We start from the raw sequence: 22,646 nt of genomic DNA, 5'->3' as shown, positions 1-22,646 counted from the left end.
TGAATTACATTTTTTCGAGAATACGAGCTACGATCATGCTGATCAATTGCTCTTTGTCATCTTGAGAAATCGTTGCTACTGCTGGAGCAGCTTGTACAGTTGGTTGTTCAACCAAGTCTTCCAATTCTCTCAATCCATAAGTCAATTTACGGATGTTAAGAAGGTTCATCGGGCTAACGTTGTCGGAAGTAGAGCTTCCGCCTACAGCACCGCATCCCAATGTAAGTGCAGGAGCGATTGCTGTTGTAGCGCCAATCCCGCCAAGCGCACCCGGCGTATTAACGAGCAAGCGAGATACTGGCTGCTTCAATGCGAACTGACGAATAATTTCCTCATTTTCAGAGTGAATCATCATCGTATGTCCAGCGCCTTCACCATTCAAAATCTCGATGCTGCGCGCGCAAGCTGCTTCCCAATTGTCTTCTGTGTAGAAGGCAAGAATTGGTGCCAACTTTTCACGGGAATATGGAACGTTGCGGCCAACACTTGTTTCCTCAGCAATGAGGACACGAGTACCAGCTGGTACGTTCAAGTTCGCCAACTTCGCGATATGGTCAACGCTGCGACCCACGATTTGCGGGTTCATCGTGCCATTCGCACGCATAATGAACTTGCCAAGCTGAACAGCTTCATCAGCAGTCAGGAAGTATGCTCCCTGCTTCTTGAACTCAGCCATTACTGCTTCCTTGCTGCAAGCTTCTACGATAACCGATTGCTCGGAAGCACAGATCGTACCGTTGTCGAACGTCTTGGAATCCAAGATACGTTTAACAGCAAGTTCGAAGTTCGCGCTCTTCTCGATGAAGGCAGGACCGTTACCAGGACCTACGCCGATAGCTGGCGTACCAGAGGAATAAGCAGCTTTTACCATCGCTTCTCCACCTGTTGCAAGAATTACGGACGTATCTTTATGCTTCATCAATTGATCCGTTCCTTGAATCGTAGGAACCGTCATCGATGCAATTGCACCTTCTGGACAACCAGCTTGCACAGCAGCATCATTGATTACTTTTACCGTCTCCAAAATGCTTTTCAGCGCATTCGGATGCGGAGAGAACACGATACTGTTTCCTGCTTTAAGTGAAATTAGCGCTTTATAGATAACCGTAGATGTCGGGTTTGTGGATGGAATCAATCCTGCCACAACACCAACTGGTACAGCTACATCCATCACTTTGTGGACTTTATCGTCATTGATAATGCCAACCGTCTTCATGTCTTTAATAGATTCATAGACATGTTTCGAAGCGAATGCATTTTTGACGATTTTGTCTTCCCAACGGCCAAATCCAGTTTCTTCATTAGCCATTCTTGCAAGCTTTTCGCGATGTGCATAACCCGCATCTGCGATTGCTTTGACGATAGCGTCAATTTGTGCCTGTGTCATAACAGCCAATTTTGCTTGCGCTTCCTTGGCTTTCTTAATAAGATCACGGACTTCTTGAATGGATCTTAGGTCTTTATCCAACATTTCCATCAAAATTCCTTCTCTCCCATTACGTTAGTTAAGAGCTGGCTTTCTTCTTGTGCTTAGAACGCTTCGCTGCCGATGGGGCAGGTGGCTTTACAGGTGCAACGGCAGGTTTCGCCTCAAGTTTTGCTTCAGGCTTTCCTGCTGCTTCACCTTGCTTCCCAGTCAAAGACGTCAGCTCTATCGTGTTTTTGTTTACAGTTTTTTCCTCGGAAACAGACGTTGCATTTGATGCAGGCTCTTGATGTTTCGTCGTAGTTGTCTCTGCACCAACCTCATCAGATGAAGCTGCTTGATGAGCATTAGTATTTTCGAGCGTCGATGAAGTTTCCTCCACACCAGCTGTCATTTGTGCCGATGCCTCTTCTGCTTGAGCAGATAGAGACGTTTTCGATGGTGCTGCTGCATCTTGAACAGTAGCATCAGCAGCTGCCTTCGCTGCAGTCGCCTGTTTATTACTAGCATCGTCTGAGCCAAGTACCATAGCAGCTGTCTCTTCATGCATTCTTGCAATCACATGACGGGTAACGAGTACATCCAATTGCACAGCTACCTCTGCTCCAGCATCGACTGCGGATTGCACAGCACCTACATCACCGCTTAGCTTGATCATACGGAATCCATCTTTCACTCGCTCAATGCCAAGGCAAGTAACGTTTGCTGCCTTCAAGGCAGCATCCGCTGCTGCAATTGCCCCTAAATACCCTCTTACTTCTATTAGACCTAGCGCATTATGTCTCATATGCTAGCACCTTAATAACGCGTCGGGTTATCTGCGACAAGTTGAACTGCTTCTGCGAATGCATCGCATGCCGCTTTACAAGCGGATTGACTGCCTGTCAACAACGCGCCACCGAAGTTCGTTTCGGATGGCGGTCCGAAGAACGTCGCAATCGAAACATCTGCTGCTTTCAATGCTGCATCAAGTGCATACATAGCCTCCAATGGAGGTGCAATCAAGTAAGCCAACGCTTCGCCCTCTTGCACGTTCGCCGTCTGGGACAAATAAGTTCCTGTACGGGATACGCAATGTGCGAAATAGGCAATGCTGTTATCATCGTTCGCGCTCACGAAGTGCGCGCCGCTCTCGATGAAGTCAGCGATTGCGTTAAGACCGCTGCTTACTTCAGCTGGACTAGGTCCAGCGATCATGCCGATAACTTCACCTGCAAGCTTCGTGGAAGCATTGGCAGAACCAGCGTACATGCTCTTTGCGTAAACAACGTCTACAACTGCTGCTTTCGTAGCTTCATCAAGTGCCGCATACGTGACATCATCGATGTCAGCAGTAATAATGCCCAAGCTTTTATGGTGTGGCTTCAGCCCCAACTGGCTTGCCATATCAGGGCTAACGTTGGAAATGAGCTTCATGCCCAACACCTTTGCATGAATCGGATCGTTTCTCATACGTTCCTCCTAGACATCTTATAGTTTTAAATCGATACCTGAAGCTTTACGATCGATCATCGTCTTGATCAACTCAGCAATATGAGCGCCAGCTTCTACAGCAGGCGTTCCGCCAGAGTGAATGTTCGAAATTACAGTACGTCTTGCTTCCGGCATACCGACAGTTGGCTTATAAGCGATATAAGCACTCATCGATTCTGCTGTTACAAGACCCGGACGCTCACCAACTAACAAGCAAACAACATCTGCTTCTGTTGCATCGCCGATAACATCCATCGAAGGAACACGGCAGTGTTTAACGAACAAAATGTTGCCTGCATCAAGGCCATACATTTTAAGACCTTGCGTAATAGCTGGCACGATATCACGCAAATTCGCTTCAATAGCCGCAGAGCTCAAGCCGTCACCGACCATAATCTGAACTTTTGCCTGCTTCGTCGTATTTTGCTTGATATATTCAACCGTCTCAGCGGAGAACTGGCGGCCCAAGTCAGGACGCGTAATGTACTCATCCTTGTGACTGCACAAAGTCTCAACTGCTACGAGATTCATCTCTTTTACGAAATCTTCAGAAACGTAAGAGAATACCGCATCCTGTGCTGCCGCATGGTCAGCACGGAATCGCAAAGACGTAATTGTCTTATAACGAGGACCTGCACGACCTACCCCTAGGCGAGCTGGTGTCTTCTCTTTCATTTTCAAGTAGCCTTCGCGATCTTCTGGATCATCAACGAGCAATAGCTTGCGCAAATTGATTTCCGTAATATCATCCAAGCATTCACCTGTGTCCACTTGCTCCTGCATTTGCTCTTGTGGAGCCATAGTCGGCTGAGCAGCAGCACTTGCAGTAGGTTGAGCTTGTTGAGCAGGTTCTGCAACCGCTACACTTGGAGCAGCGCTTGGCGCAGGAGCTGCAGGCTTCGAACTTGTCTCAGCTGGCGCATTTCCTACCATTTCATTAAGGATCGATTCAATCATGGATTTTAGATCTTTTTCGTTCATGTTCAATTCCTCCTTTCCTACTTCAGAAACACAGATGCGTCCCCAGCTTTTTTAGTCAGCTTGCCATTTTCCATGAAGCCCATTTTCTCCATCCACTGTTCGAACTCGTCGATTGGACGCAAGCCAAGCAATTCACGCAAAGTTGCTGTCTCGTGATAACCAGTTGTCTGGTAGTTCAACATGACATCATCACCATGTGGAATACCCATGAAGAAGTTACAGCCTGCTGTTGCAAGTAGAACAGCTAAGTTCTCCAAGTCATTCTGGTCAGCCTTCATATGGTTCGTGTAACAAGCGTCGCAACCCATAGAGATGCCGGACAATTTACCCATGAAGTGATCTTCAAGACCAGCACGGATAACTTGCTTCGCATCGTACAAATACTCAGGTCCGATAAAGCCTACTACCGTATTTACAAGGAACGGATTGTATTTTTTCGCAAAGCCGTAGCAACGTGCTTCCATCGTCACTTGGTCAATACCGTGGTGAGCTTCAGAAGAAAGCTCAGAACCTTGACCTGTTTCGAAGTACATCACGTTCGGGCCAGCTACTTGTCCATGCTTCAACACAAGATCTTGTGCTTCCGCGATCGTAGCAGCGTTAAATCCGAACGCTGCATTCCCTTTTTCCGAACCAGCGATCGATTGGAAAATAAGTCCTGTTGGTGCACCGCGCTTTACAGCTTCCATTTGCGTTGTAACGTGAGCCAATACGCAAGATTGCGTTGGAATGTCCCACTTCGTACGGAATTCTTCGAAACGATTAAGAACGCGAGTAACGCTTTCTACGGAATCGTCTACTGGGTTAAGACCAAGTACAGCGTCACCGATACCGAACGTCAAACCTTCCATCAAGGAAGCCATGATACCGTCTGGATCATCTGTCGGGTGGTTCGGCTGCAAGCGAGCAGACAAAGTGCCAGAACGACCGATCGTCGTGTTCGCTGTAGCTGTAATGCGAATCTTTTTCGCACCGTACATAAGGTCAAGGTTGGACATGATTTTAGCAACAGCAGCTACCATCTCAGCTGTAAGAGCACGAGAAATGCGCTTGATGTCGGACTCGGTTGTGTTCTCGTTCAAGATCCACTCGCGAAGCTCTTCTACTGTCCAGTTTTTAATTTCGTCATAAATACGCTCATTGACTTGATCCTGAATAATACGAGTAACCTCATCCAGTTCGTAAGGAACCGCAGGATTGTTGCGCAAGTCAGCCAATGTAATCTGGGAAAGCACTACTTTTGCAGCGACGCGCTCTTCCGAGGAAGTCGCCCCCAAACCAGCGAGCATATCTCCCGATTTCTCTTCATTTGCTTTAGCCATAACTTCCATCAAGGAATTGAATTGATAGACACGGCCAAACAGTTTCGTTTTCAAAATCACAAAAGCTCCTCCTTCCAAATACACCTATTGATAACTCTATTTAATGAAACACAAGCGTCTTAATGACGATCGGTAACACTTTTCCATCCGCAATCGGCTTGCCGATATCGATGTAATCGCCGTTGTCTACAACTACGCTGTCTAGGCAAATGACATCTTTCTTGTAATCAAGCAGTGCGTACAGCGTCTGCCCAAGAACCTTTGCCATATCGTGATGAACAACGACAATGAGCGGATATTGTTGTTCCAGCAGCTCTGCCATCCCTTTGTGAAGTCCACGAGCATACTTTTGCACCTCTTGGAAGCTTGGGCTGCTCTTCCCTTCAATCGCGATCGCAACCTGCTGCAGGTCGTTATTTAGCTTGAACCAACTCAGCTTGTCCGTAATAGCACGTGCCAGAGTTTCGTCATCACCAGATTCATCGGACACTGACAACTTCAAGATCGGGACGCTCTTAATCGGGAAGCTTTCATCCGTATAAGTGATGGTACTTCCACTGATCTCCGTCGTATGCGATCCTGCACCGACAACCGTCGCTCGAATCGTCTCTACTGCACGTGCAACGGTTAACTGTTTCGTCAAAGGCGAGTCAGCTATCGCTCTGCCGAGCAATATGCCAATATCGCCATATTGGAACACGTCGCCTGTTGCATCGTTGTAGATGTAATCAGCCACTCCCCCAGAAAAGGAGATGCTCGCAATGTTTCGATCCAGTTTCAGACCCTTATTCGTGACGATTGTGTCGTAGAAGTCACTCAGCGGGCGAAGCCCAACACTTTCCTCAAGCAGCTTGACCATTTCACCGATAATCGGCTCCAGATCCACAGGAGTAACACGCTGCCCAAGTGCAAGCGCTATGCCTCTGCGTTCTGCCAGTTGCTTAATTTTTGGTGCGATATACGTAATCTCGTGACTGTTCTGATCTACCTTGATGAGACGACCACCAATATCGAGACAACCTGTATCTAACAAATCACCGCTTGCGAACAAAGCCAAATTGCTCGTACCGCCGCCAATATCAATGTTCACGATCGAAGTCGAACGATCTTTTGAATACGTATGAGCTCCTGCTCCTTTGGCAGCGATAATGCTTTCCAAGTCTGGCCCCGCTGTCGCAACGACGAAGTCGCCGGCAAAGCCGCTCAATGACTGCAGCACCTCGTTGGCATTTTCCTTACGAGCTGTCTCGCCTGTAATAATGACAGCGCCCGTCTGGATATCTTCCTTCGTAATGCCTGCTTTCTCATACTGCTCTAGCACAAATTGTTGAATTTGAATCATATCGATTCGGTTGTCTGCCAGTACAGGTGTAAAACAGATGTCACTGCGATAGACAACCTCTTTATTCGTAATGACCAAGCGAGGCACCGTAAAAGAGGATGCCAAGTTCTCAATATGCAGCTTCGACAGCACGAGTTGAGTCGTAGAAGTCCCCATATCAATGCCTACACTTAGCAATTGCTCGTTCACAACCCTCATCTCCCATCGCTTGAATTGGCCCAGATGTATACAAAAAGGCTTAAAGTTACAACCACCCTATCGTTCAGGAATGGTTCACTTTAAGCCTCTTTGCTTACTAGACTACCTCGTTGTAGCCAGATTAGTATATTTATTTTTTAAATGTAAATGAAACCGCCGTACCTTCTTCGTTGGATACAAATGCGAGCTTGCCTTTCAGCTTATCCTTCACATAGCTGCGAACAATCGATAGTCCCAAGCTCTTGTGTGAAACTTCGCCAACATCGAATCCAACTCCGCTATCAGCCACGACGACTGTTACTAATCCAGCTTCCACTTGAGCAGTCACCGTAATTGCGCCTTCCATGCCATTATCAAATGCATGTTCATAACTATTTTGCAGCAGTTCGCTTACGATAAGCGCAATCGCAACGGTGCGATCACTATCCAAGCAAATGCTTTCTTCCGCACATATTTGAACATCAATATCTTTATTGTTAACAAAAGTTCGTTGAACGTTTGAGGCGATTAGCCGGATGACATCCAACAAATCTACCTGCGCTTCCATCTCTGTCGACAACAGCTCATGCGTCGCTGCAATAGCGAGAACCCGGCTGACACTGTCGTTTAAGCATTTTTTCGCTTCTGGACTTTCACTTTGCCTGCTCTGTATGCGAAGCAAGGAAGCGACCGTCTGCAAATTATTTTTTACCCGATGGTGAATTTCTCGGATCGCAACGGATTTGGAAATAATCTCAGCTTCCTTATCCTTAATCTCTGTCACATCGTGCAATATAACGCCTACGCATAGATCCTGCTGCTCAATAAACACTCGCTTCACCTGATAATAGCGTCCAGCTGCCTTTACATCCTTCGTCAATGTACAAGAAGGTAATGTGGTATGCTGTCTCATTATTTCGGAAAATATCGTCTGATCCAATGACAAATTATCATAATGCAATCCTTGAATATTTTCCAAATAGCCCAGCTGTCTGTAATATTCGTCGGCCTTCTTATTTTTCAGCTTCAGAAAACCCTTATTGTCAAACAAGAGTACCGCATCCTCAAGCTGATTAATAATCGAAGCCTTGAAGCCCAATATCGTAGACAGCATCGAAGAAAGCTCGCTCTCTTCGTATTCTGTACCCGTTACATTGAAATGATCTTGTATATTATGACTAACATCTTTTTCATAAATAACGACCGCTATGACATCATCCTGACTCTTGATCGGATATACGGTCTGCCGGACGAGATGATTTTCCTGCGTATTCGCGACAAGTCCTTGAGACATAATGCCTGTCTCCAGCGTGCGCAGCACACCAGGCTCATTCTCGCGCAATGCCTTCTCACCCGTAACCGAACGAGCGTACAAAGACATTCCCTCTTCTGGGCGACGGTGGTACACCACTATAGCCTCATTGGATACGCTAGATAGTACATCGATGAACACATCATGCTGCACATCGGATATTTCGAATGACTCGGCAATCTCTTTAATTCGGCCAATATCTGTATCTGTCAAAGATGTCTGCCGATTGCACAAGTGTTCGATTTGCGATTTAAAATCAGTCATAGGAAATGACGATTGTCGAGGCAATCTCGATCATTGGACACCGTCTATCCATACTAAGTTTACGCAGCGTTTGATACGCTTCCTCTTCCGTACAGCCATTTTCCTTCATCAAGATGCCCTTAGCTTTCTCGACTGCTTTGCGCTCTTCCATCTTCAGCGTCAGCTTGGATAGATTTTGTTCGAGCTTGCGAATTTCTTTCCCTTTGGCGATAGTGACTTCCACCATCGGTATAAACGATTTTTCGTCTAACGGCTTCACCAGATAAGCAAGCGCTCCGACAGAAGATGCTTTCTCAATCGTCTGTTTGTCGCTGAATGCAGTTAGGAGAATAATCCCGCCTGCAAGCTGCTCTGAAATGATTCGTTTACCCGCCTTTAGCCCGTCCAATATAGGCATTTGAACATCCATAATAACTAAATCGGGTAGATGCTTTTTACATAGTTCGATGGCTTCAAAGCCATCAGAAGCTTCGCCTACTACAGTGTAGCCTGCTTCTTCAAGCATCTCACGAATATCCATTCTTGTAATAGGTTCATCGTCGACTATTACAATTTTTCCATTCATGTGTCATGCACCTCAATATCTGCCGTTATTTGCTTTTCTTTGTGAAGACCTAGATGAAAAAGTCGTCTACGCTTCCAAATAGGTTCGAAGCGCTTCTACTCCCACATTTTCTATCGTCGAGACTTCAAATATTTGCTCTACTCCCGCTGCTTGCAAATGAGCTCTCGCTTCCGCGATTTGCTCCTGCGTCTCAGCCAATTCGATTTTCGTTACGATACCGATAACAGGTTTCGCAAATACAGTCGCAAAGGCTGGCGGGAAATAGCTTTCTTCCTTCGTGCAATCTTGTACAAGACCAATGACGTCCGCATCTACGCTGGAGACAAGGATCATCTTGTACAAAAATCGATTCTCTATGCATTCCCCAGGCGTATCAATCGCTTGATCAAACGTTTCAATCGCCTGCGTCTTTTTATAAGCAATTTCTTGACCATGCAGCCATTGGCATAAGGTCGTCTTACCTGAGCCGGTACTGCCGGCAACGATTAATTTCTTCATCCTGCTTCGCCCCTTACGTTCTCGTAATTTTCGAAGCAGAGAATCCTAAAATATTTTGCAAGCCAAGCAGCACTTCACTGACAGCCGCTTCTACCGAAGATACATCGCCTGTAATAACAAGCGAGCCGCTGAAGCGATCGACAAATCCGATTTGCACGCCAGCTGCCTTCGTTGCGATATCCGCTGCGATAATGGAGGCTTCACTTGGTGTAATGGTCATAATTCCAATGGCATCATGGGTATCGGTACCCAACCCTAGCTTCTTATAAATATCTGCATTTGGGTTAGCGATAATATGAGCCAGCGTAACCTGTTTACCAGGAACGTATTCCTGTATGACGCGTTGTTTTTCGTTGTGTTGATCCATACTTATCTCATCCCATCTCTTGTTCAGAAACACGATTTAGCTGTAAAAAAACATAAAGACCCCTTAAAAATCCACATGGAAAATTTAAGAAGCCTCATCGCTTGTATTTGTATGCAACACGCCGTTGTGTTACTTCCACTATATTTTAAATGTGTAAACGTTGTCAACCGCATAACGCACGAAATGCGATTTCAATTTAAGATTGATACACTTTGTTCAAAATTTGAACAATTTCCTCCAGCGTAGGAACGCGCGGATTGGTAGCTGTACAACCATCCTGCAAAGCACCTTCTGCAATAGCTTGGCTATGTTCTTTCAACGCAGCCTTGTCTACTCCGCAATCACGCAAGGATAGAGGCATGTTCAATTCCTTCTGCAATTGCTTAATTGCCTGCATCAAGTTACGAACACCGCTCTTCACATTCGGAGCAGACAAACCAAGTGTTTTCGCAATTTCTGCATAACGAACCGCTGTAGCTGACTCGTCTTCTCTGCTGTATCCCGGCTTGTAATTCGCATTGTACTCAATGACATGAGGCAAGAGCATTGCATTCATACGACCGTGTGCAATTTTGAACTTAGCTCCAGCATTATGAGCAATACCATGATTCAATCCAAGAGATGTCATGTTAAATGCTATACCAGCCAAGCAAGATGCGCTGTGCATTTTCTCACGTGCTACGAGATCATTTCCGTCTTTGTACGCACGCGGCAAGTAAGTAAATACGAGCTTCATCGCTTTTTCTGCCAATGCATCGGAAATATCATTCGCTTTCGTAGAAACGTACGCCTCAATCGCATGCGTCAATACATCCATACCCGTATCTGCCGTAATGAAGTCAGGAACTGTCTTCACCAACACTGGATCTAAAATAGCTTCCTGTGGCAGCATCAGATCCGATACGAGCGGATATTTAATATTTTTTTCAGTATCGCTAATAACCGAGAAGTTCGTTACTTCAGAGCCTGTACCGCTCGTTGTCGGAATCGCTACGAACGGAATATCCACTTGATCCAACAGTTTGTGAGCGAACAATTTCATAGCTTTAGCCGCATCAATTGCAGAACCGCCACCAATCGCAATAATGAGGTCTGCTTTGAATTCAGCAAGCTTTTCTACGCCCTCTGTCACTGTTTCAATCGGAGGATCCGGAACGATATTGCTGAAAATGTATTGCTCATTGCTGTCATGTACGCGTTCAAACAACATATGAAGGAGACCAGCCTTCACCATAAATGGGTCTGTTACCACAAATATACGACGATTTCTGTATTCAGACAGGCGATCTAGCGAGCCTTCTCCAAGATAAATTTCTGTTCTAATCGAAATTTTTTCCACGTAGGCACCTCCAAAAGAAGTCAAAGTCATAACAAAAGTCATAAGAAAGATAAATAATCGTAAAGCGTTCATGCTTAAAAAAATAAAAAGAGGCCTTCAAAGGAATACCATTGGGTTCCCTTAAAAGCCTCTTTGCTTGTTATGTTAGATGCACGCCATTGTGCAACATTCATGAAATTGTCTGTTACTACTGTACACTGCGATCCAGATGCTCGTCAACCACATCATATGTGGCAGATTCGCGACCTTATCGCTGCGTATGAAAGATTCGCGGGTTTCTGCGCTATCGTTCGCATTTTTTATTGTATATGCGGAGTCGCAGTATCCTCTGTGCGATAACTCACACCATTAGCTATGTAAAAAATGGGATGCACTTCATTGTGCATATCATTCTTCAGCATTGAAGAACTTCCCGCTTGCTAGCTATACGCCTTTGTATAGTTAGGTGACAAGCACCTGGCCTTCGCAACCTCATCGTTGACAGCCTTTTCTTTCCATTAAAAAAAGCCTAGCGAGGCGCAAAACGTCACTAGACTTGAAAATCCAACCCTTTTGCCTCGAAAGGATTGGCTAGACAAAGTTATTAGACAATTGACCTGACTTAAGACCGTGTATTTCGGTCTATCACAGTGGCGGGACCGCGTTGGATTTGCACCAAACTTCCATTGCCTATAACTTTTTCTATTGTTTGTACATGACGTGAATGGTCTCCCATTCGACATCATTATAGCATACTTGATCAGCTTGACAAGAAAAAAAGCAATGACATTTTCATGAACTTATAATGGGAAAATTTATATCCAACTATTTTTCTCACAAAAATTGCGTAAAAGTCGCCTTCTCTCTCCACTAAAGGAAGAAGGGCTTTCAACGAATATCACCAAGCTATTTAAAATTTTCTTTCCTTTGCAAGTTATTGGATATAACATACTCAATTAGTTCACTTTTTTTGGTTACATTTAATTTGATCATTAATCTGCTCTTATGCGTATCTACCGTCTTCACGCTTAATACTAACTTCTGTGCAATTTCCACAAGTGAATACCCTCTTGTTAAATAATCCAATATTTCTTTCTCCCGAGCGCTTAATAGACGATATAGCTCCAGATGTCTCTCTTGATCCGACTTCTTTTTGATCGATGTCAACAGTACATGTGTTTCTTGGGGCCTCAAATACGTATATCCTTTTAATACCGTTTCAATAGCTGCATACAAGTCCTCGTCCACTGCGGCTTTAGGAACATAGCCTGATGCCCCCGCATGAATGACCGCGTTTATATATTCCTCATCTTCATGCATAGTTAAGACGATTATTTTAGCTTCTGGATAGGAGAACTTGATTTCTTTAAGTACTTGGATTCCATCCATCCGCGGTAAGCTTATGTCAAGAATCAAAATATCTGGTTCAAGCTCCTTATATAATCGCAAAGCTTCCATGCCGTCTGCTGCCTCACCAACAACTTCATAGCTAGCCCTTTTGCCCAACAATAATTTAAGTCCTGAACGAATCAAGGCATGGTCATCAGCCAACATTATTCTCGTTATCGTTTCCATCTGCTCCCCCTCTGTTTGGCGATTTTAGTGGAATAGACACCTTTACTTCCGTGCCACCATCTTCTGATTTTTCAATTTGAAACGTCCCGCCAAGCAGCAAGGCTCGCTCCCTCATCCCCTGTATACCAATACGATTTTGTTGACGCGCCTTCTCTAAATCTTCCTGTTCAATCCCATGTCCGTTATCATGGATGATGACGGATATAGTCTGCAACCCAACTTCCATATGTACATCAGCATGAGTAGCAGCTGTATGCTTCACTATATTCGTCAAACCCTCTTGAAGGATACGATACAATGCAACAGCGATGTGACTCTCGATGCTGACACATTCATTAGGTACAGTCATACTAACATTGATTCCATATTTCTCTTCAAATTTGCTCACATGCTTTCGCATCGCTGGAATTAATCCCATATCATCCAATATAGGGGGTCTCAGTTCAACGGCCAAATCTCTCATTTCTCTAAGGATGCCCGCCGCGATATCTCTACTCGTCGTTAATAACTCATGCTGTTCTGCATCTTTGGCTTCATCGGCCATCACTCTCATCGTTACGATCAGGGACGTAAGGGCTTGACTCGTTTCGTCATGTAATTCTCGCGATATACGCTTGCGCTCATCTTCTTGCGCAGATATGAGCTTTAGAATTAAAGTATCACGCTGACGGTCTTTATCTCGCAGCTCATCAAGCAAAGCTTCCACTTCTTTGTTCGAGCTGATCAAATTATCTGCCATCTCATTGAATGCCTGCGTGAGCTTTCCAACATCATCATTGCTCGACACCTTGGCTCGCAGCGACAGTTTACCTGCCGATATTCCTAATGCAACGCGGACTAAACGATTAATCGGTTTCGTAATAATGCGGGTAACAAGATAGGCAATTCCCGCAGCCCCAATACACACGAGAATGGTAGCAACAATTAACTTCCCGATCTTCTTCATAATGTACGACTTTGCCTGCTTCTCCGTCATCCCTACACGAACAAACCCGATGTCTCCTTCCTCAATAGGTACTAACACGTCATGAATACGTCCTTCATTGGAGGTAAGCGTTTCCACATTAGAACGATTAAATGCATCAGGGACGTGAGCCCTGATGATCCCTTTCGGAATATCTCCTGCAAAGGTATGAGAAACAAGCCCATGATTGTTGTTAATAATCAATATGTAGCGAACATCTTCATCTGCTTGCTGCGCCTGAGTAATAAGCATATACGTTGCATAATAATCATCCGTTAAAATATAGTCTGAAGATGATGCAGCAATCGTATTAGCAATCGTTAAGCCTCTTTTCTTGAGCTCGTCCGTCATCATATTTGTGAGAGATTCCCAAATAATATAACCTAATATGGACGCGAGAAATAGCAGTGCAATTATAATGGCTCCGAATATTTTTTGATTGATGTGAAACTTATCTACCCATCTCATCGTTGGCGGCCTCCACGATCACTGGAGCTATCCGTAATTTCGAACAAGGCGGGATCTACAGGTACAAATCGATCTATAGACAAGCCCTTAAGTGCCGCTTTTATCTTCTCATTTTCGTGCATAGTCAAAAAGATATGCTCTATTTGATCCTTTTCTAGGTCAGATAAATTGCGGTTAACCACCACAGGTCCCGTTCCCAGTCGCTTAGATTTATCGATAACTTTAAGTTTTTTCGATAATTCAGGTTGCTTCTCCAAAGCTTGTTCAAAGACCAAATTGTTTACAGCTGCAGCAGTTACAACATTATCAATTACGGCTCTCAACGAATGTTCGTGATTATGAGTAAACAACGAACGTCCAAAAAATTGTTCTGGCGTTTCATTCATCTCAGCTAATTTATGATGTACAAATTGGTACCCTGAATAGCTGAGAGGATCCGTAAAGGCAATGCTCTTCCCGATTAAATCCGTTATATGATCAATATCTTCTCTTGCATTATTTACGACAAGATAACCCTGATAGTAAGGAACCCCCATCCGCTCCTGAACCGCGATCGGTTCCAACGTTTCCACATCTCGAAACGTAAGATAGGCTCCTGCGGAAAGAAGTGCAATATCCGCGCCACCATTTATAACGAGCATGCTCATCTCTCTATAGCTTTTCCGCTGTATTAAGATGACAGGCCTTTGCATTTGTTCTCCGATATAATTTGCAATTTTCCTATAATGTACAATCGTATCAGATGGTGCCAGCAAGCTAGAGAAGGTAACTCGAATAGGATCATGTCTGCCTTCATGAGATTGGATCGGGGCAGGCTCAGACTTCGTAAAGTCGATTTGATAGTCTGAATGAGTAGGCTGACAACTTGCCAATAACATTGCCATGACGCAAATAAACAGCACCGAAATACACTTGTTCAACTTCCCACCTCATTTCCCCTCATTCATTAATTTCAATCAACAAGTATAGCATGATCTCTGCCTCCTGCAATTGATATCTATTAGCAGCATCCAAATTTGAATATAAAGTCGGATATTTTGTAGGAATTATTCCTACAAAATAAATAAAAAATCTGACAACAAAATCAGAGTTCCGCTGATAGTGATAGCGCCTAACGACCCTGATAATAAAGAAGTAATGAGTCACAACACATTTATGTACAGCACAATGAAAGCGCTACATTACAAAAAAGGGGTTGAACACTGTGTTTGCATTTTTGAAGCCAAAAATAGCTTCAGCCAAAGTACCAGCGGATCAAGTTGAGAAGAGATATAAACAACTCCGCTTACAGTCCTTGCTAGGTGTATTCTTCGGATACATGGCCTACTACATCGTTCGTAATAACTTTAAGTTGTCAACACCGCACTTGCAGAAGGAGCTAGAACTCTCTAATACCGAAATCGGTATACTATTAAGTTGCTTGCTTATTACCTATGGTATAAGTAAAGGGATTATGAGCAGTCTTGCGGATAAAGCAAGTCCTAAGCGTTATATGGCTCTAGGTCTAGCGCTCTGTGCGATGGTCAACATTATGTTAGGCTTTAGTACAGGCTTCTGGGTCTTTGCAGGACTTACTGTTTTACTCGGTTTGTTCCAAGGGATGGGCGTCGGTCCTTCGTTTATAACGCTCGCTAACTGGTACCCTCGTAAAGAACGTGGATTCATTACAGCATTGTGGAATATTTCTCACAACATCGGCGGCGGTATCGTAGGTCCAATCGTTACTTTTAGTTTGCTTATGCTAGGCGGAGATGAGCACTGGCAAGTAGCCAGCTATCAGATTCCTGCAGCTATTGCGGTAGTGTTCGTTCTTGTCATCCTTTACTTTACAAAAGAAAAACCTGAGAACGAAGGCTTGCCTACTGTTACAGAAATGTATAAAGATAATCTTGATTCAGCACTAGCTAAACAAGATGTAAAGCCACCATCTGACTTGACAGCATGGCAAATTCTTTATCACTATGTACTAAAAAACAAAAATGCATGGTTGGTATCCCTTGCGGACGTATTCGTATACATGATTCGTTTCGGTGTTATCGCTTGGTTGCCAATATACTTGTCTAATGTAAAAGGATTTTCTAAAGGTGAGATGGGTATTGCCTTCCTTATTTTCGAATGGGCGGCTATTCCTTCAACGCTTTTGGTCGGTTACATGACGGACAGATTTTTCAAAGGCTATCGTATGCCACCAGCCATCATTTGTATGTTCATTATCTTCTTCGGTATCATCGGCTACTGGCTAAGTGACTCTTTGATTATGGTTACCGTCTTTGCTGGTGTAATCGGTGCTTTGATTTATGTACCGCAGTTCTTGTGCTCATTGCAAACACTCGAAGTAGTGCCTCCATTCGCTGTTGGTTCTGCAGTTGGTCTGCGCGGAATTCTAAGCTATTTGTTGGGTGCATCTCTCGGTACGACACTATTCGGTCTCTTTGTTGACCTTTGGGGCTGGAACAGTGGGTTCTACTTGCTTCTAGTGGCGACAGTACTTTGTATCATCTTCTGCTACTGGTTGCATGTAAGCGTTAAAGCTGTTCAGAAGAAAGCTGAACAAGCCTTAACTTTGTAAAATGATAAAATAAATAAGCCAAACACAAATAACGCTCAAGCTAATCCATGAGGATTGAAGCTTGAGCGTTATTTATGCATCGTATGAAATGTAATGAGTTATAGAAGATCAGTCATACGTACTCGTTTGTTTTGTTGACTTAAGCTTCCGCTTCCTGCGTACTTCCCACTTGCTTTTCTGCACCTTTGTGCGCAGTTCTCAGCGGAATTTCTTTCAGGAATAGTGTCAAAATAAGACCCAGCGCAAGTAAACCAGCACCGAGCATAAATACCATAGACACGGTATCACTTAATACCGAGCGAAGCATATCCATAAGCTGTAAGAACCCTTGCTGCAATTGTTCAGGCAGCGAAGCTTCAATTTCTGCCAACTTCGGCTGATTCAGCAAAATTTGCGGATTCATCAACGTGCCTAATTGCTCGGCTTGTGCCGGGTCTATTTTAGACAAGTCTGGACCTTGTCCGGCAGCCATCGCTTGTTCCATGTTGCGCGTAAGCACCCCATTCATCACCGAACCAAATACAGCAATTCCAATCGTGCCGCCTAAGTTTCTAAACAGCGTAGATGTTGCCGTAACGACACCCAATTGGTCCAATGGAACTGAGTTTTGCGCAGCTAACGTAAAGACTGGCATCGCTAGTCCAATACCTATTCCGAACACACACATGCTCGCCAAAGCCATTGCAATGCTGTCCATGACCACCATCATCAACATACCTACGACCATAAACGCAATACCGCTTATCGCATAACGCTTGTATTTTCCAGATTTAGAAATCCAACGTCCCGTTAATGAACTTAATACGATCATCATGATCGACATCGGCATATTGACGAATCCAGATTCAGTCGGGCTTAACCCTTTTACCCCTTGCACGAAAAATGGCAAGTAAATCATAGCACCCATCATACCGGCATTCATTAGGAAGCCGCTCAAGCTCGTATTAACAACAATTTTATTTTTAAATAAGGACAGTGGCATTACTGGACTTTTCGCTTTGCGTTCCACCATTACAAATAGAATGGCAAACACAATAGCTGCTGCAAATAGTCCAACAATTTCAATCGAACCCCATGCATATTTCGTTCCTGCCCATGAGAAACCTATTAGCAACGAAACGAGCGACAGGGATAGCAATAAAGATCCCAAGTAATCGATGGATTCCGATTGAACCTTCGCTGTCTTGGGGAATATTCTCCAAATCATCACAAATGCAATAACACCTAACGGCAAGAACGCCCAGAACACCCATTGCCAATCCATATGGTCAATCATAACTCCGCCTAAAGTCGGCCCAATAATACTGGAGAAGCCGAAAATAGCCATCATAAGCCCCGTCCATTTTGCGCGTTCTCGCGGCGCAAATAAGTCACCAACTGCCATCGACGTACATGACATCAAAATCCCTGCGCCTAAACCTTGAATGCCGCGATACGTAATCATTTCGAATATCGTTGAGGACAATCCGGTTAAGAAGGCACCTATCATAAAGATAACAATCCCTGATAACAAGAACGGCTTACGGCCATATATATCCGACAGCTTACCAACCAATACGGTAGCAACTGTTGAAGTAAGCATATAAATCGTAATAACCCACGAATAATACTCCATCCCGCCTAGTGTTGCAATAATTCTAGGCATTGCGGTTCCGACGAGTGTTTGATTAATAGCTGCGAAAAACATCGAAGTCATTAATGCGATCATGACAACGACTTTCTTTTTGTGAGATAAACTCTCCATTCCATTCCTCTTTTCTAGTTGTGTTAAATACTCGTTGAATGCCTACTGCCTATATTGAGATTCACTTATATTTTAATTAGTTAGGCAACCTATCTAATAGTATATAAATTTTTATATACTTTCAAGCTACGAAATCCCTTGAAATATGCCGCTTATTCAGCTTTATTGACTGAATAGTTTCAAATCCTTATCATTACTTGCGTAACCTTACTTTTAAAGCTACCATTTCAATCGGAATCGAGTGACTATACATGACAGAATCTAAATATGAAAATGTAATTGCGCTGCGCCGTGTATTTGCCACGCTGGCAAGGATGGATTGGCGAAAAAAAATGAAGTGGACACTAAAAGGAAGCGAAGTCCGTCTATTGATCGCGCTTAAAGAAGCAAACAGTAAACCATGCTTGGAAGGCTTAACGGTGTCTGATTTGAGCAAACTTTTACAAGTTACTTCCCCTACTGTGACACAAATGCTTAACAGTTTAATGAAGGATGGCTACGTAAACCGTACGGTTCATTCGAGTGATCGAAGAATTGTTGAAATTACACTGACTGATAAAGGCGCACAAATCGCACAAGACTCTCAAGAAATGATTACGACTATTTTTTCCGGACTTATTGACCATCTTGGAAAAGAGCAAAGTGATCAGCTCATTGAGCTTCTCACCCAATCTTTGGATTATTTCGATCAGCTTGATGATGAACGTCAACGTTAATACACTTGAACCAATCAAAAAAGTGACTGCTCCACTGCTTATACAGGGAACAGTCACTTCTATTCTCACTTATAACTCACTTCGAATCTTCAACGATAACCTATATAGTTACACAGACTCAAACGTCTAAGGCAGAACCTTGAATCGCTACAATCCCCGGCATGATCATATGAGCTTTTTCAAACCCTGACAGCGATTTTAATGGTTCAGGAACTTCTGTGCACAGCTCCCTCTTCTTGTCACCCACGGCTGCAAATATAACCTTACTTCCTGTATTTAATCCCGTACCAGAGTAACCCAAGGTGTCGATCGTCGTATTCGTTTGGAAATGAATATCACGATGCAGATCAATACGCTCCAATATATAGTCCAAGAACTCCTCAATTTGAAGCGTACTAATTGGCTGCTTCTCTTCCGCTGCTTCAATCGCGTGAACTTCCTTCGCACCCGGAATTTCCTGACGGATCGTGCTTCCTCTAAGCTCATGAATCAATGCGCCAAAAGAAGTATCTTCCTGTGGCGGACGACCAACGACCTTAAACGGGCAGCAAGCGCTCTTTTTCATTTGTCGATAAGCAAGAGAAAGAGCCTCAAACTCTATGGCTATACAGAATCAGACTGTAAGATCGGGCGGCATGAACGTTAGTTTCGTGAAATTGCACACTATAGAAATGTAACGGTTATAAGTGAGCTTATTCTAGCTTTTTCGTAAAGGGGCTATTATTTAGCTCGAACAACTTTCAAATATATGGTTAATCAACATACCTACTTCAAAAGTTTACTTTTAAATAATTTAATGTTAGACTAAAGGCGACAATAATTGTCCTTGTTATTCGTCATTCGTAAAAGCTATAAAAATATATGTGTAAAGTAGGTGTTAATAATGCAGATGAAAACGGGCGTTGAACAGTCGGTGTATGCGGTTCTTATTCTGAACATGTTGCCCGATAAGGCGGTATTGCCAGGTGAAGCAATCAGTCAACAATTAGGCGCCTCTCCAACGTATTTTCAAAAATTGTTGCGAAAGTTAGTCAGTGCAGACTTGATTATTTCTGTCTCAGGTGTGAAGGGTGGATTTAAATTACGGAAAAAGCCTGAACAAATTCGAATATACGATATCTATCTCGCTATAGAGGGAATGCAATCTATTTACTCTTCAAGTGGTGTATTGCATGACATGCTTGAATTAGACAACGAAAATTGCTGCTGCTTATTAACAGATTTGATGGAAGAAGCTGAGTCGTCTTGGAAATCTGTATTGAAACGTGAAACAATAGCATCCTTATATGAAGAAATAAATGAAAATCATCAACCTAAAGTCCAATTATTACAAAAATGGATAAAAGAAAATATGGTGTTGTAATAAAAATGAGCACCAAGCATAACGCTGTTGGAAGGATGCTGCCTCCATGAGATTAAGTATTTTGGATCAGGCCCCTATTACAAGAGGGAATAAGGCTGTAGATGCTTTGAAAAAGGCGGAGGAGCTAGCTGTTTTAGGAGATGAATTAGGTTACCATCGAATGTGGATGGCAGAACATCATGCCGGTCCAGACACTAATGTTTTTGCAAGCTCAGCTCCTGAGATTTCGGCAGCCTATCTGACTGCTAAGACGAAAAACATTCGAATTGGAACCGGTGGAGTGATGATGATGCATTACTCCCCATTAAAACTTGCAGAGGTATTTAAAACACTAAGTGCATATTCGCCGGGACGCATTGATTTTGGTGTTGGTAGAGCCCCTGGAGGGGATAACTACTCTATTTATGCTTTATCTGAAGGACGCCAGCCGATGACACACAATATGTATGAAAAGTTTGATGCTGCGCTGAAATTGATTAATGATGAAGTACTCGAAGAGAGCTTGTATCACCATACCGTCGCAACACCTTCTCAAGTTAACTTGCCTGAAGCTTGGCTGCTTGGTTCAAGTGGCAACAGTGCTGTTCAGGCTGGACGCATGGGTGTCGGTTATTCTTTTGCACAATTTTTTAATGGTCAAATGACCAAAGATCATTTAGATCTCTATAAAAGAAATTTTCAGCCTTCGGCTTTTATGGAAAAGCCTGAAATTAATGTTTCGTATATGGTAACAACAGCCGAAACAGAAGAAGAAGCTGAGTTTGAGGCAACTCCTCAAGATATTTGGCGTTTAATGTTTACCCGAGGCAAGATTGGACAAATTATGACACCTGAAGAGGCTCACAATTATCCATTGACGGAAATGGATCGAATGATTATTAAAGAAAATCGAAACATTCATTTAGTCGGGGATGCGAAAAAAATTGCAACAACATTGCAAGAACAGCAAGCCCAATATGGATTTGATGAAGTGATGATTATTAGTAATACTCATTCACAAGAAAAGCGACTGAATGTTTACCGATTATTGGCACAGGAATTACTTTAAGTTTCTCTGAGAAGAATAGAATTGCTCAGTCGAAGTAACCTTGGAAATCACTAAGATGTATCAACCAATATACCCTATTTTTAGCGATGTTTTGGACAATATTCAATATATTAACATTGAGAGGAACGATTATGATGAGATTTTTAGTATATTACACACCTGGAGAAGCTTGGATTACTGGAAAGACGACGAATGAGCAGCCATATATCAATCCACATGCTCTTCATATTCAAAACAACTTTAATGCAGGAAAGATTATCTTTGCAGGCCCATTTGAAGATCATACGGGTGGAGCTTCTATTCTTGATGTCTCTAGCGAAGAGGAAGCTTATCAAATAATTAACAATGACCCGCTTGTTATGCATCATGTTGTAACAGCTAAATTGAGCCCTTGGGAGCCCATTTATAATAAACAGGAAAATTCCAGCCCAAACTTCACCAAAGAATTTTTTGAAAGTCAAGGAATTATAATTTAGAAACTGTACAATAGTACCATTCATTATCGCTACTCATTTCCATTGACGGAAGTGGATCGAATGATTATTAAAGAAAATCGAAACATTCATTTAGTCGGGGATGCCAAAAAAATTGCAACTATGTTGCAAGAACAGCAAGCCCAATATGGATTTGATGAAGTGATGATTATTAGTAATACTCATTCACAAGAAAAGCGACTGAATGTTTACCGATTATTGGCACAGGAATTGCTTTAAGTTTCTTTAAGAAGAATAGAATTGCTCAGTCGAAGTAACCTTGGAAATCACTAAGATGTATAAACCAATACACTCGAGTTTTAGCGATGTTTTGGACAGTATTCAATATATTAACATTGAGAGGAACGATTATTATGAGATTTTTAGTATATTACACACCTGGAGAAGCTTGGATTACTGGAAAGACAACGAATGAACAGCCATATATTAATCCACATGCTCTTCATATTCAAAACAACTTTAATGCAGGAAAGATTATCTTTGCAGGCCCATTTGAAAATCATACGGGTGGAGCCTCTATTCTTGATGTCTCTAGCGAAGAGGAAGCTTATCAAATAATTAACAATGACCCGCTTGTTATGCATCATGTTGTAACAGCTAAATTGAGCCCTTGGGAGCCCATTTATAATAAACAGGAAAATTCCAGCCCAAACTTCACCA

General features: G+C 43.2%; 22 protein-coding genes, 1 pseudogene and 1 riboswitch. Of the genes and pseudogenes, 7 read left to right on the top strand and 16 right to left on the bottom strand.

The window, feature by feature from the left end:
* Positions 1 to 4: 4 nt before the first annotated feature.
* The 14 genes from FPZ44_RS05035 to FPZ44_RS04970 all read right to left on the bottom strand — a co-directional run bounded on the left by FPZ44_RS05035 (position 5) and on the right by FPZ44_RS04970 (position 14,972).
* Positions 5 to 1,477 (bottom strand): acetaldehyde dehydrogenase (acetylating), encoded by a 1,473-nt coding sequence (locus FPZ44_RS05035; RefSeq protein ID WP_144991689.1) that lies wholly within the window; start codon positions 1,475 to 1,477, stop codon positions 5 to 7.
* A gap of 28 nt (positions 1,478 to 1,505) precedes the next feature.
* Entirely contained in the window at positions 1,506 to 2,213 is a 708-nt protein-coding gene (locus FPZ44_RS05030) for a BMC domain-containing protein (RefSeq protein WP_144987972.1), read from the bottom strand.
* Positions 2,214 to 2,224: 11 nt separating this feature from the next.
* Positions 2,225 to 2,878 carry an ethanolamine utilization microcompartment protein EutL gene (gene eutL, locus FPZ44_RS05025; RefSeq protein ID WP_144987970.1) on the bottom strand — a complete coding sequence of 218 codons (654 nt, stop codon included), beginning with the start codon at positions 2,876 to 2,878 and terminating at the stop codon, positions 2,225 to 2,227.
* Between the two features lie 18 nt (positions 2,879 to 2,896).
* On the bottom strand, positions 2,897 to 3,880 hold the full coding sequence (eutC, locus tag FPZ44_RS05020; protein WP_144987968.1) for an ethanolamine ammonia-lyase subunit EutC: 984 nt from the start codon (positions 3,878 to 3,880) through the stop codon (positions 2,897 to 2,899).
* Positions 3,881 to 3,897: 17 nt separating this feature from the next.
* Positions 3,898 to 5,262, bottom strand: coding sequence for an ethanolamine ammonia-lyase subunit EutB (locus FPZ44_RS05015; RefSeq protein WP_144987966.1), 1,365 nt, complete (start codon positions 5,260 to 5,262; stop codon positions 3,898 to 3,900).
* 40 nt (positions 5,263 to 5,302) lie between these two features.
* Positions 5,303 to 6,733: an ethanolamine ammonia-lyase reactivating factor EutA gene (gene eutA, locus FPZ44_RS05010; RefSeq protein ID WP_144987964.1), complete on the bottom strand. Its 1,431-nt coding sequence runs from the start codon at positions 6,731 to 6,733 to the stop codon at positions 5,303 to 5,305.
* Between the two features lie 139 nt (positions 6,734 to 6,872).
* Positions 6,873 to 8,297, bottom strand: a complete 1,425-nt coding sequence (locus tag FPZ44_RS05005) for a sensor histidine kinase (protein ID WP_144987962.1) — start codon at positions 8,295 to 8,297, stop codon at positions 6,873 to 6,875.
* Positions 8,290 to 8,862, bottom strand: coding sequence for an ANTAR domain-containing response regulator (locus FPZ44_RS05000; RefSeq protein WP_028596405.1), 573 nt, complete (start codon positions 8,860 to 8,862; stop codon positions 8,290 to 8,292). The genes FPZ44_RS05005 and FPZ44_RS05000 overlap by 8 nt, the downstream gene beginning before the upstream one ends.
* Positions 8,863 to 8,928: 66 nt before the next feature.
* On the bottom strand, positions 8,929 to 9,360 hold the full coding sequence (locus FPZ44_RS04995) for a EutP/PduV family microcompartment system protein (RefSeq protein WP_144987960.1): 432 nt from the start codon (positions 9,358 to 9,360) through the stop codon (positions 8,929 to 8,931).
* 13 nt (positions 9,361 to 9,373) lie between these two features.
* A complete protein-coding gene (eutS, locus tag FPZ44_RS04990) occupies positions 9,374 to 9,727 on the bottom strand; it encodes an ethanolamine utilization microcompartment protein EutS (protein WP_144987958.1) in 354 nt (117 codons plus the stop codon).
* A 196-nt stretch (positions 9,728 to 9,923) separates the two neighbouring features.
* Entirely contained in the window at positions 9,924 to 11,066 is a 1,143-nt protein-coding gene (locus FPZ44_RS04985; protein ID WP_144987956.1) for a 1-propanol dehydrogenase PduQ, read from the bottom strand.
* A gap of 538 nt (positions 11,067 to 11,604) precedes the next feature.
* Positions 11,605 to 11,756, bottom strand: a riboswitch (adenosylcobalamin (AdoCbl) riboswitch).
* Positions 11,757 to 11,951: 195 nt separating this feature from the next.
* Positions 11,952 to 12,620 carry a response regulator transcription factor gene (locus FPZ44_RS04980; protein ID WP_144987954.1) on the bottom strand — a complete coding sequence of 223 codons (669 nt, stop codon included), beginning with the start codon at positions 12,618 to 12,620 and terminating at the stop codon, positions 11,952 to 11,954.
* Positions 12,589 to 14,052 carry a sensor histidine kinase gene (locus FPZ44_RS04975; RefSeq protein ID WP_144987952.1) on the bottom strand — a complete coding sequence of 488 codons (1,464 nt, stop codon included), beginning with the start codon at positions 14,050 to 14,052 and terminating at the stop codon, positions 12,589 to 12,591. The genes FPZ44_RS04980 and FPZ44_RS04975 overlap by 32 nt, the downstream gene beginning before the upstream one ends.
* Positions 14,049 to 14,972, bottom strand: a complete 924-nt coding sequence (locus FPZ44_RS04970; protein ID WP_186785919.1) for a substrate-binding domain-containing protein — start codon at positions 14,970 to 14,972, stop codon at positions 14,049 to 14,051. The genes FPZ44_RS04975 and FPZ44_RS04970 overlap by 4 nt, the downstream gene beginning before the upstream one ends.
* A 284-nt stretch (positions 14,973 to 15,256) precedes the next feature.
* Between FPZ44_RS04970 and FPZ44_RS04965 the strand changes: the two genes are divergently transcribed.
* Positions 15,257 to 16,621, top strand: a complete 1,365-nt coding sequence (locus FPZ44_RS04965) for an MFS transporter (RefSeq protein WP_261378209.1) — start codon at positions 15,257 to 15,259, stop codon at positions 16,619 to 16,621.
* 139 nt (positions 16,622 to 16,760) lie between these two features.
* Here the strand turns inward: FPZ44_RS04965 and FPZ44_RS04960 are convergent, their stop codons facing one another.
* A complete protein-coding gene (locus FPZ44_RS04960; protein ID WP_144987950.1) occupies positions 16,761 to 18,365 on the bottom strand; it encodes an MDR family MFS transporter in 1,605 nt (534 codons plus the stop codon).
* A gap of 251 nt (positions 18,366 to 18,616) precedes the next feature.
* Between FPZ44_RS04960 and FPZ44_RS04955 the strand changes: the two genes are divergently transcribed.
* Complete coding sequence (locus tag FPZ44_RS04955; protein WP_144987948.1) at positions 18,617 to 19,081, top strand: MarR family winged helix-turn-helix transcriptional regulator; 465 nt, start codon at positions 18,617 to 18,619, stop codon at positions 19,079 to 19,081.
* 130 nt (positions 19,082 to 19,211) lie between these two features.
* On the opposite strand, the pseudogene FPZ44_RS04950 reads toward FPZ44_RS04955, so the two are convergent.
* A pseudogene (locus FPZ44_RS04950) lies at positions 19,212 to 19,643 on the bottom strand (3-octaprenyl-4-hydroxybenzoate carboxy-lyase); the annotation flags it as partial.
* A gap of 321 nt (positions 19,644 to 19,964) precedes the next feature.
* On the opposite strand from FPZ44_RS04950, the gene FPZ44_RS04945 reads away from it, so the two are divergent.
* The 5 genes from FPZ44_RS04945 to FPZ44_RS26355 form a co-directional block, all read left to right on the top strand.
* Complete coding sequence (locus tag FPZ44_RS04945; RefSeq protein ID WP_144987946.1) at positions 19,965 to 20,444, top strand: RrF2 family transcriptional regulator; 480 nt, start codon at positions 19,965 to 19,967, stop codon at positions 20,442 to 20,444.
* Between the two features lie 46 nt (positions 20,445 to 20,490).
* On the top strand, positions 20,491 to 21,492 hold the full coding sequence (locus FPZ44_RS04940) for an MsnO8 family LLM class oxidoreductase (RefSeq protein ID WP_144987944.1): 1,002 nt from the start codon (positions 20,491 to 20,493) through the stop codon (positions 21,490 to 21,492).
* Positions 21,493 to 21,623: 131 nt separating this feature from the next.
* Entirely contained in the window at positions 21,624 to 21,968 is a 345-nt protein-coding gene (locus FPZ44_RS04935) for a YciI family protein (protein WP_186785918.1), read from the top strand.
* 60 nt (positions 21,969 to 22,028) lie between these two features.
* Positions 22,029 to 22,205, top strand: coding sequence for a hypothetical protein (locus tag FPZ44_RS04930; RefSeq protein ID WP_186785917.1), 177 nt, complete (start codon positions 22,029 to 22,031; stop codon positions 22,203 to 22,205).
* Positions 22,206 to 22,339: 134 nt separating this feature from the next.
* Positions 22,340 to 22,646 (top strand): YciI family protein (locus FPZ44_RS26355; protein ID WP_186785916.1); only part of this gene is annotated, 307 nt, incomplete at its 3' end.

Origin of the sequence: Paenibacillus agilis (genome assembly GCF_007786455.1) — a bacterium.
GTDB classification, from domain to species: domain Bacteria; phylum Bacillota; class Bacilli; order Paenibacillales; family Paenibacillaceae; genus Paenibacillus_B; species Paenibacillus_B agilis.
Note: the sequence above shows the minus strand (reverse complement) of the source record. Positions and strands in the feature narration are given on the sequence as shown.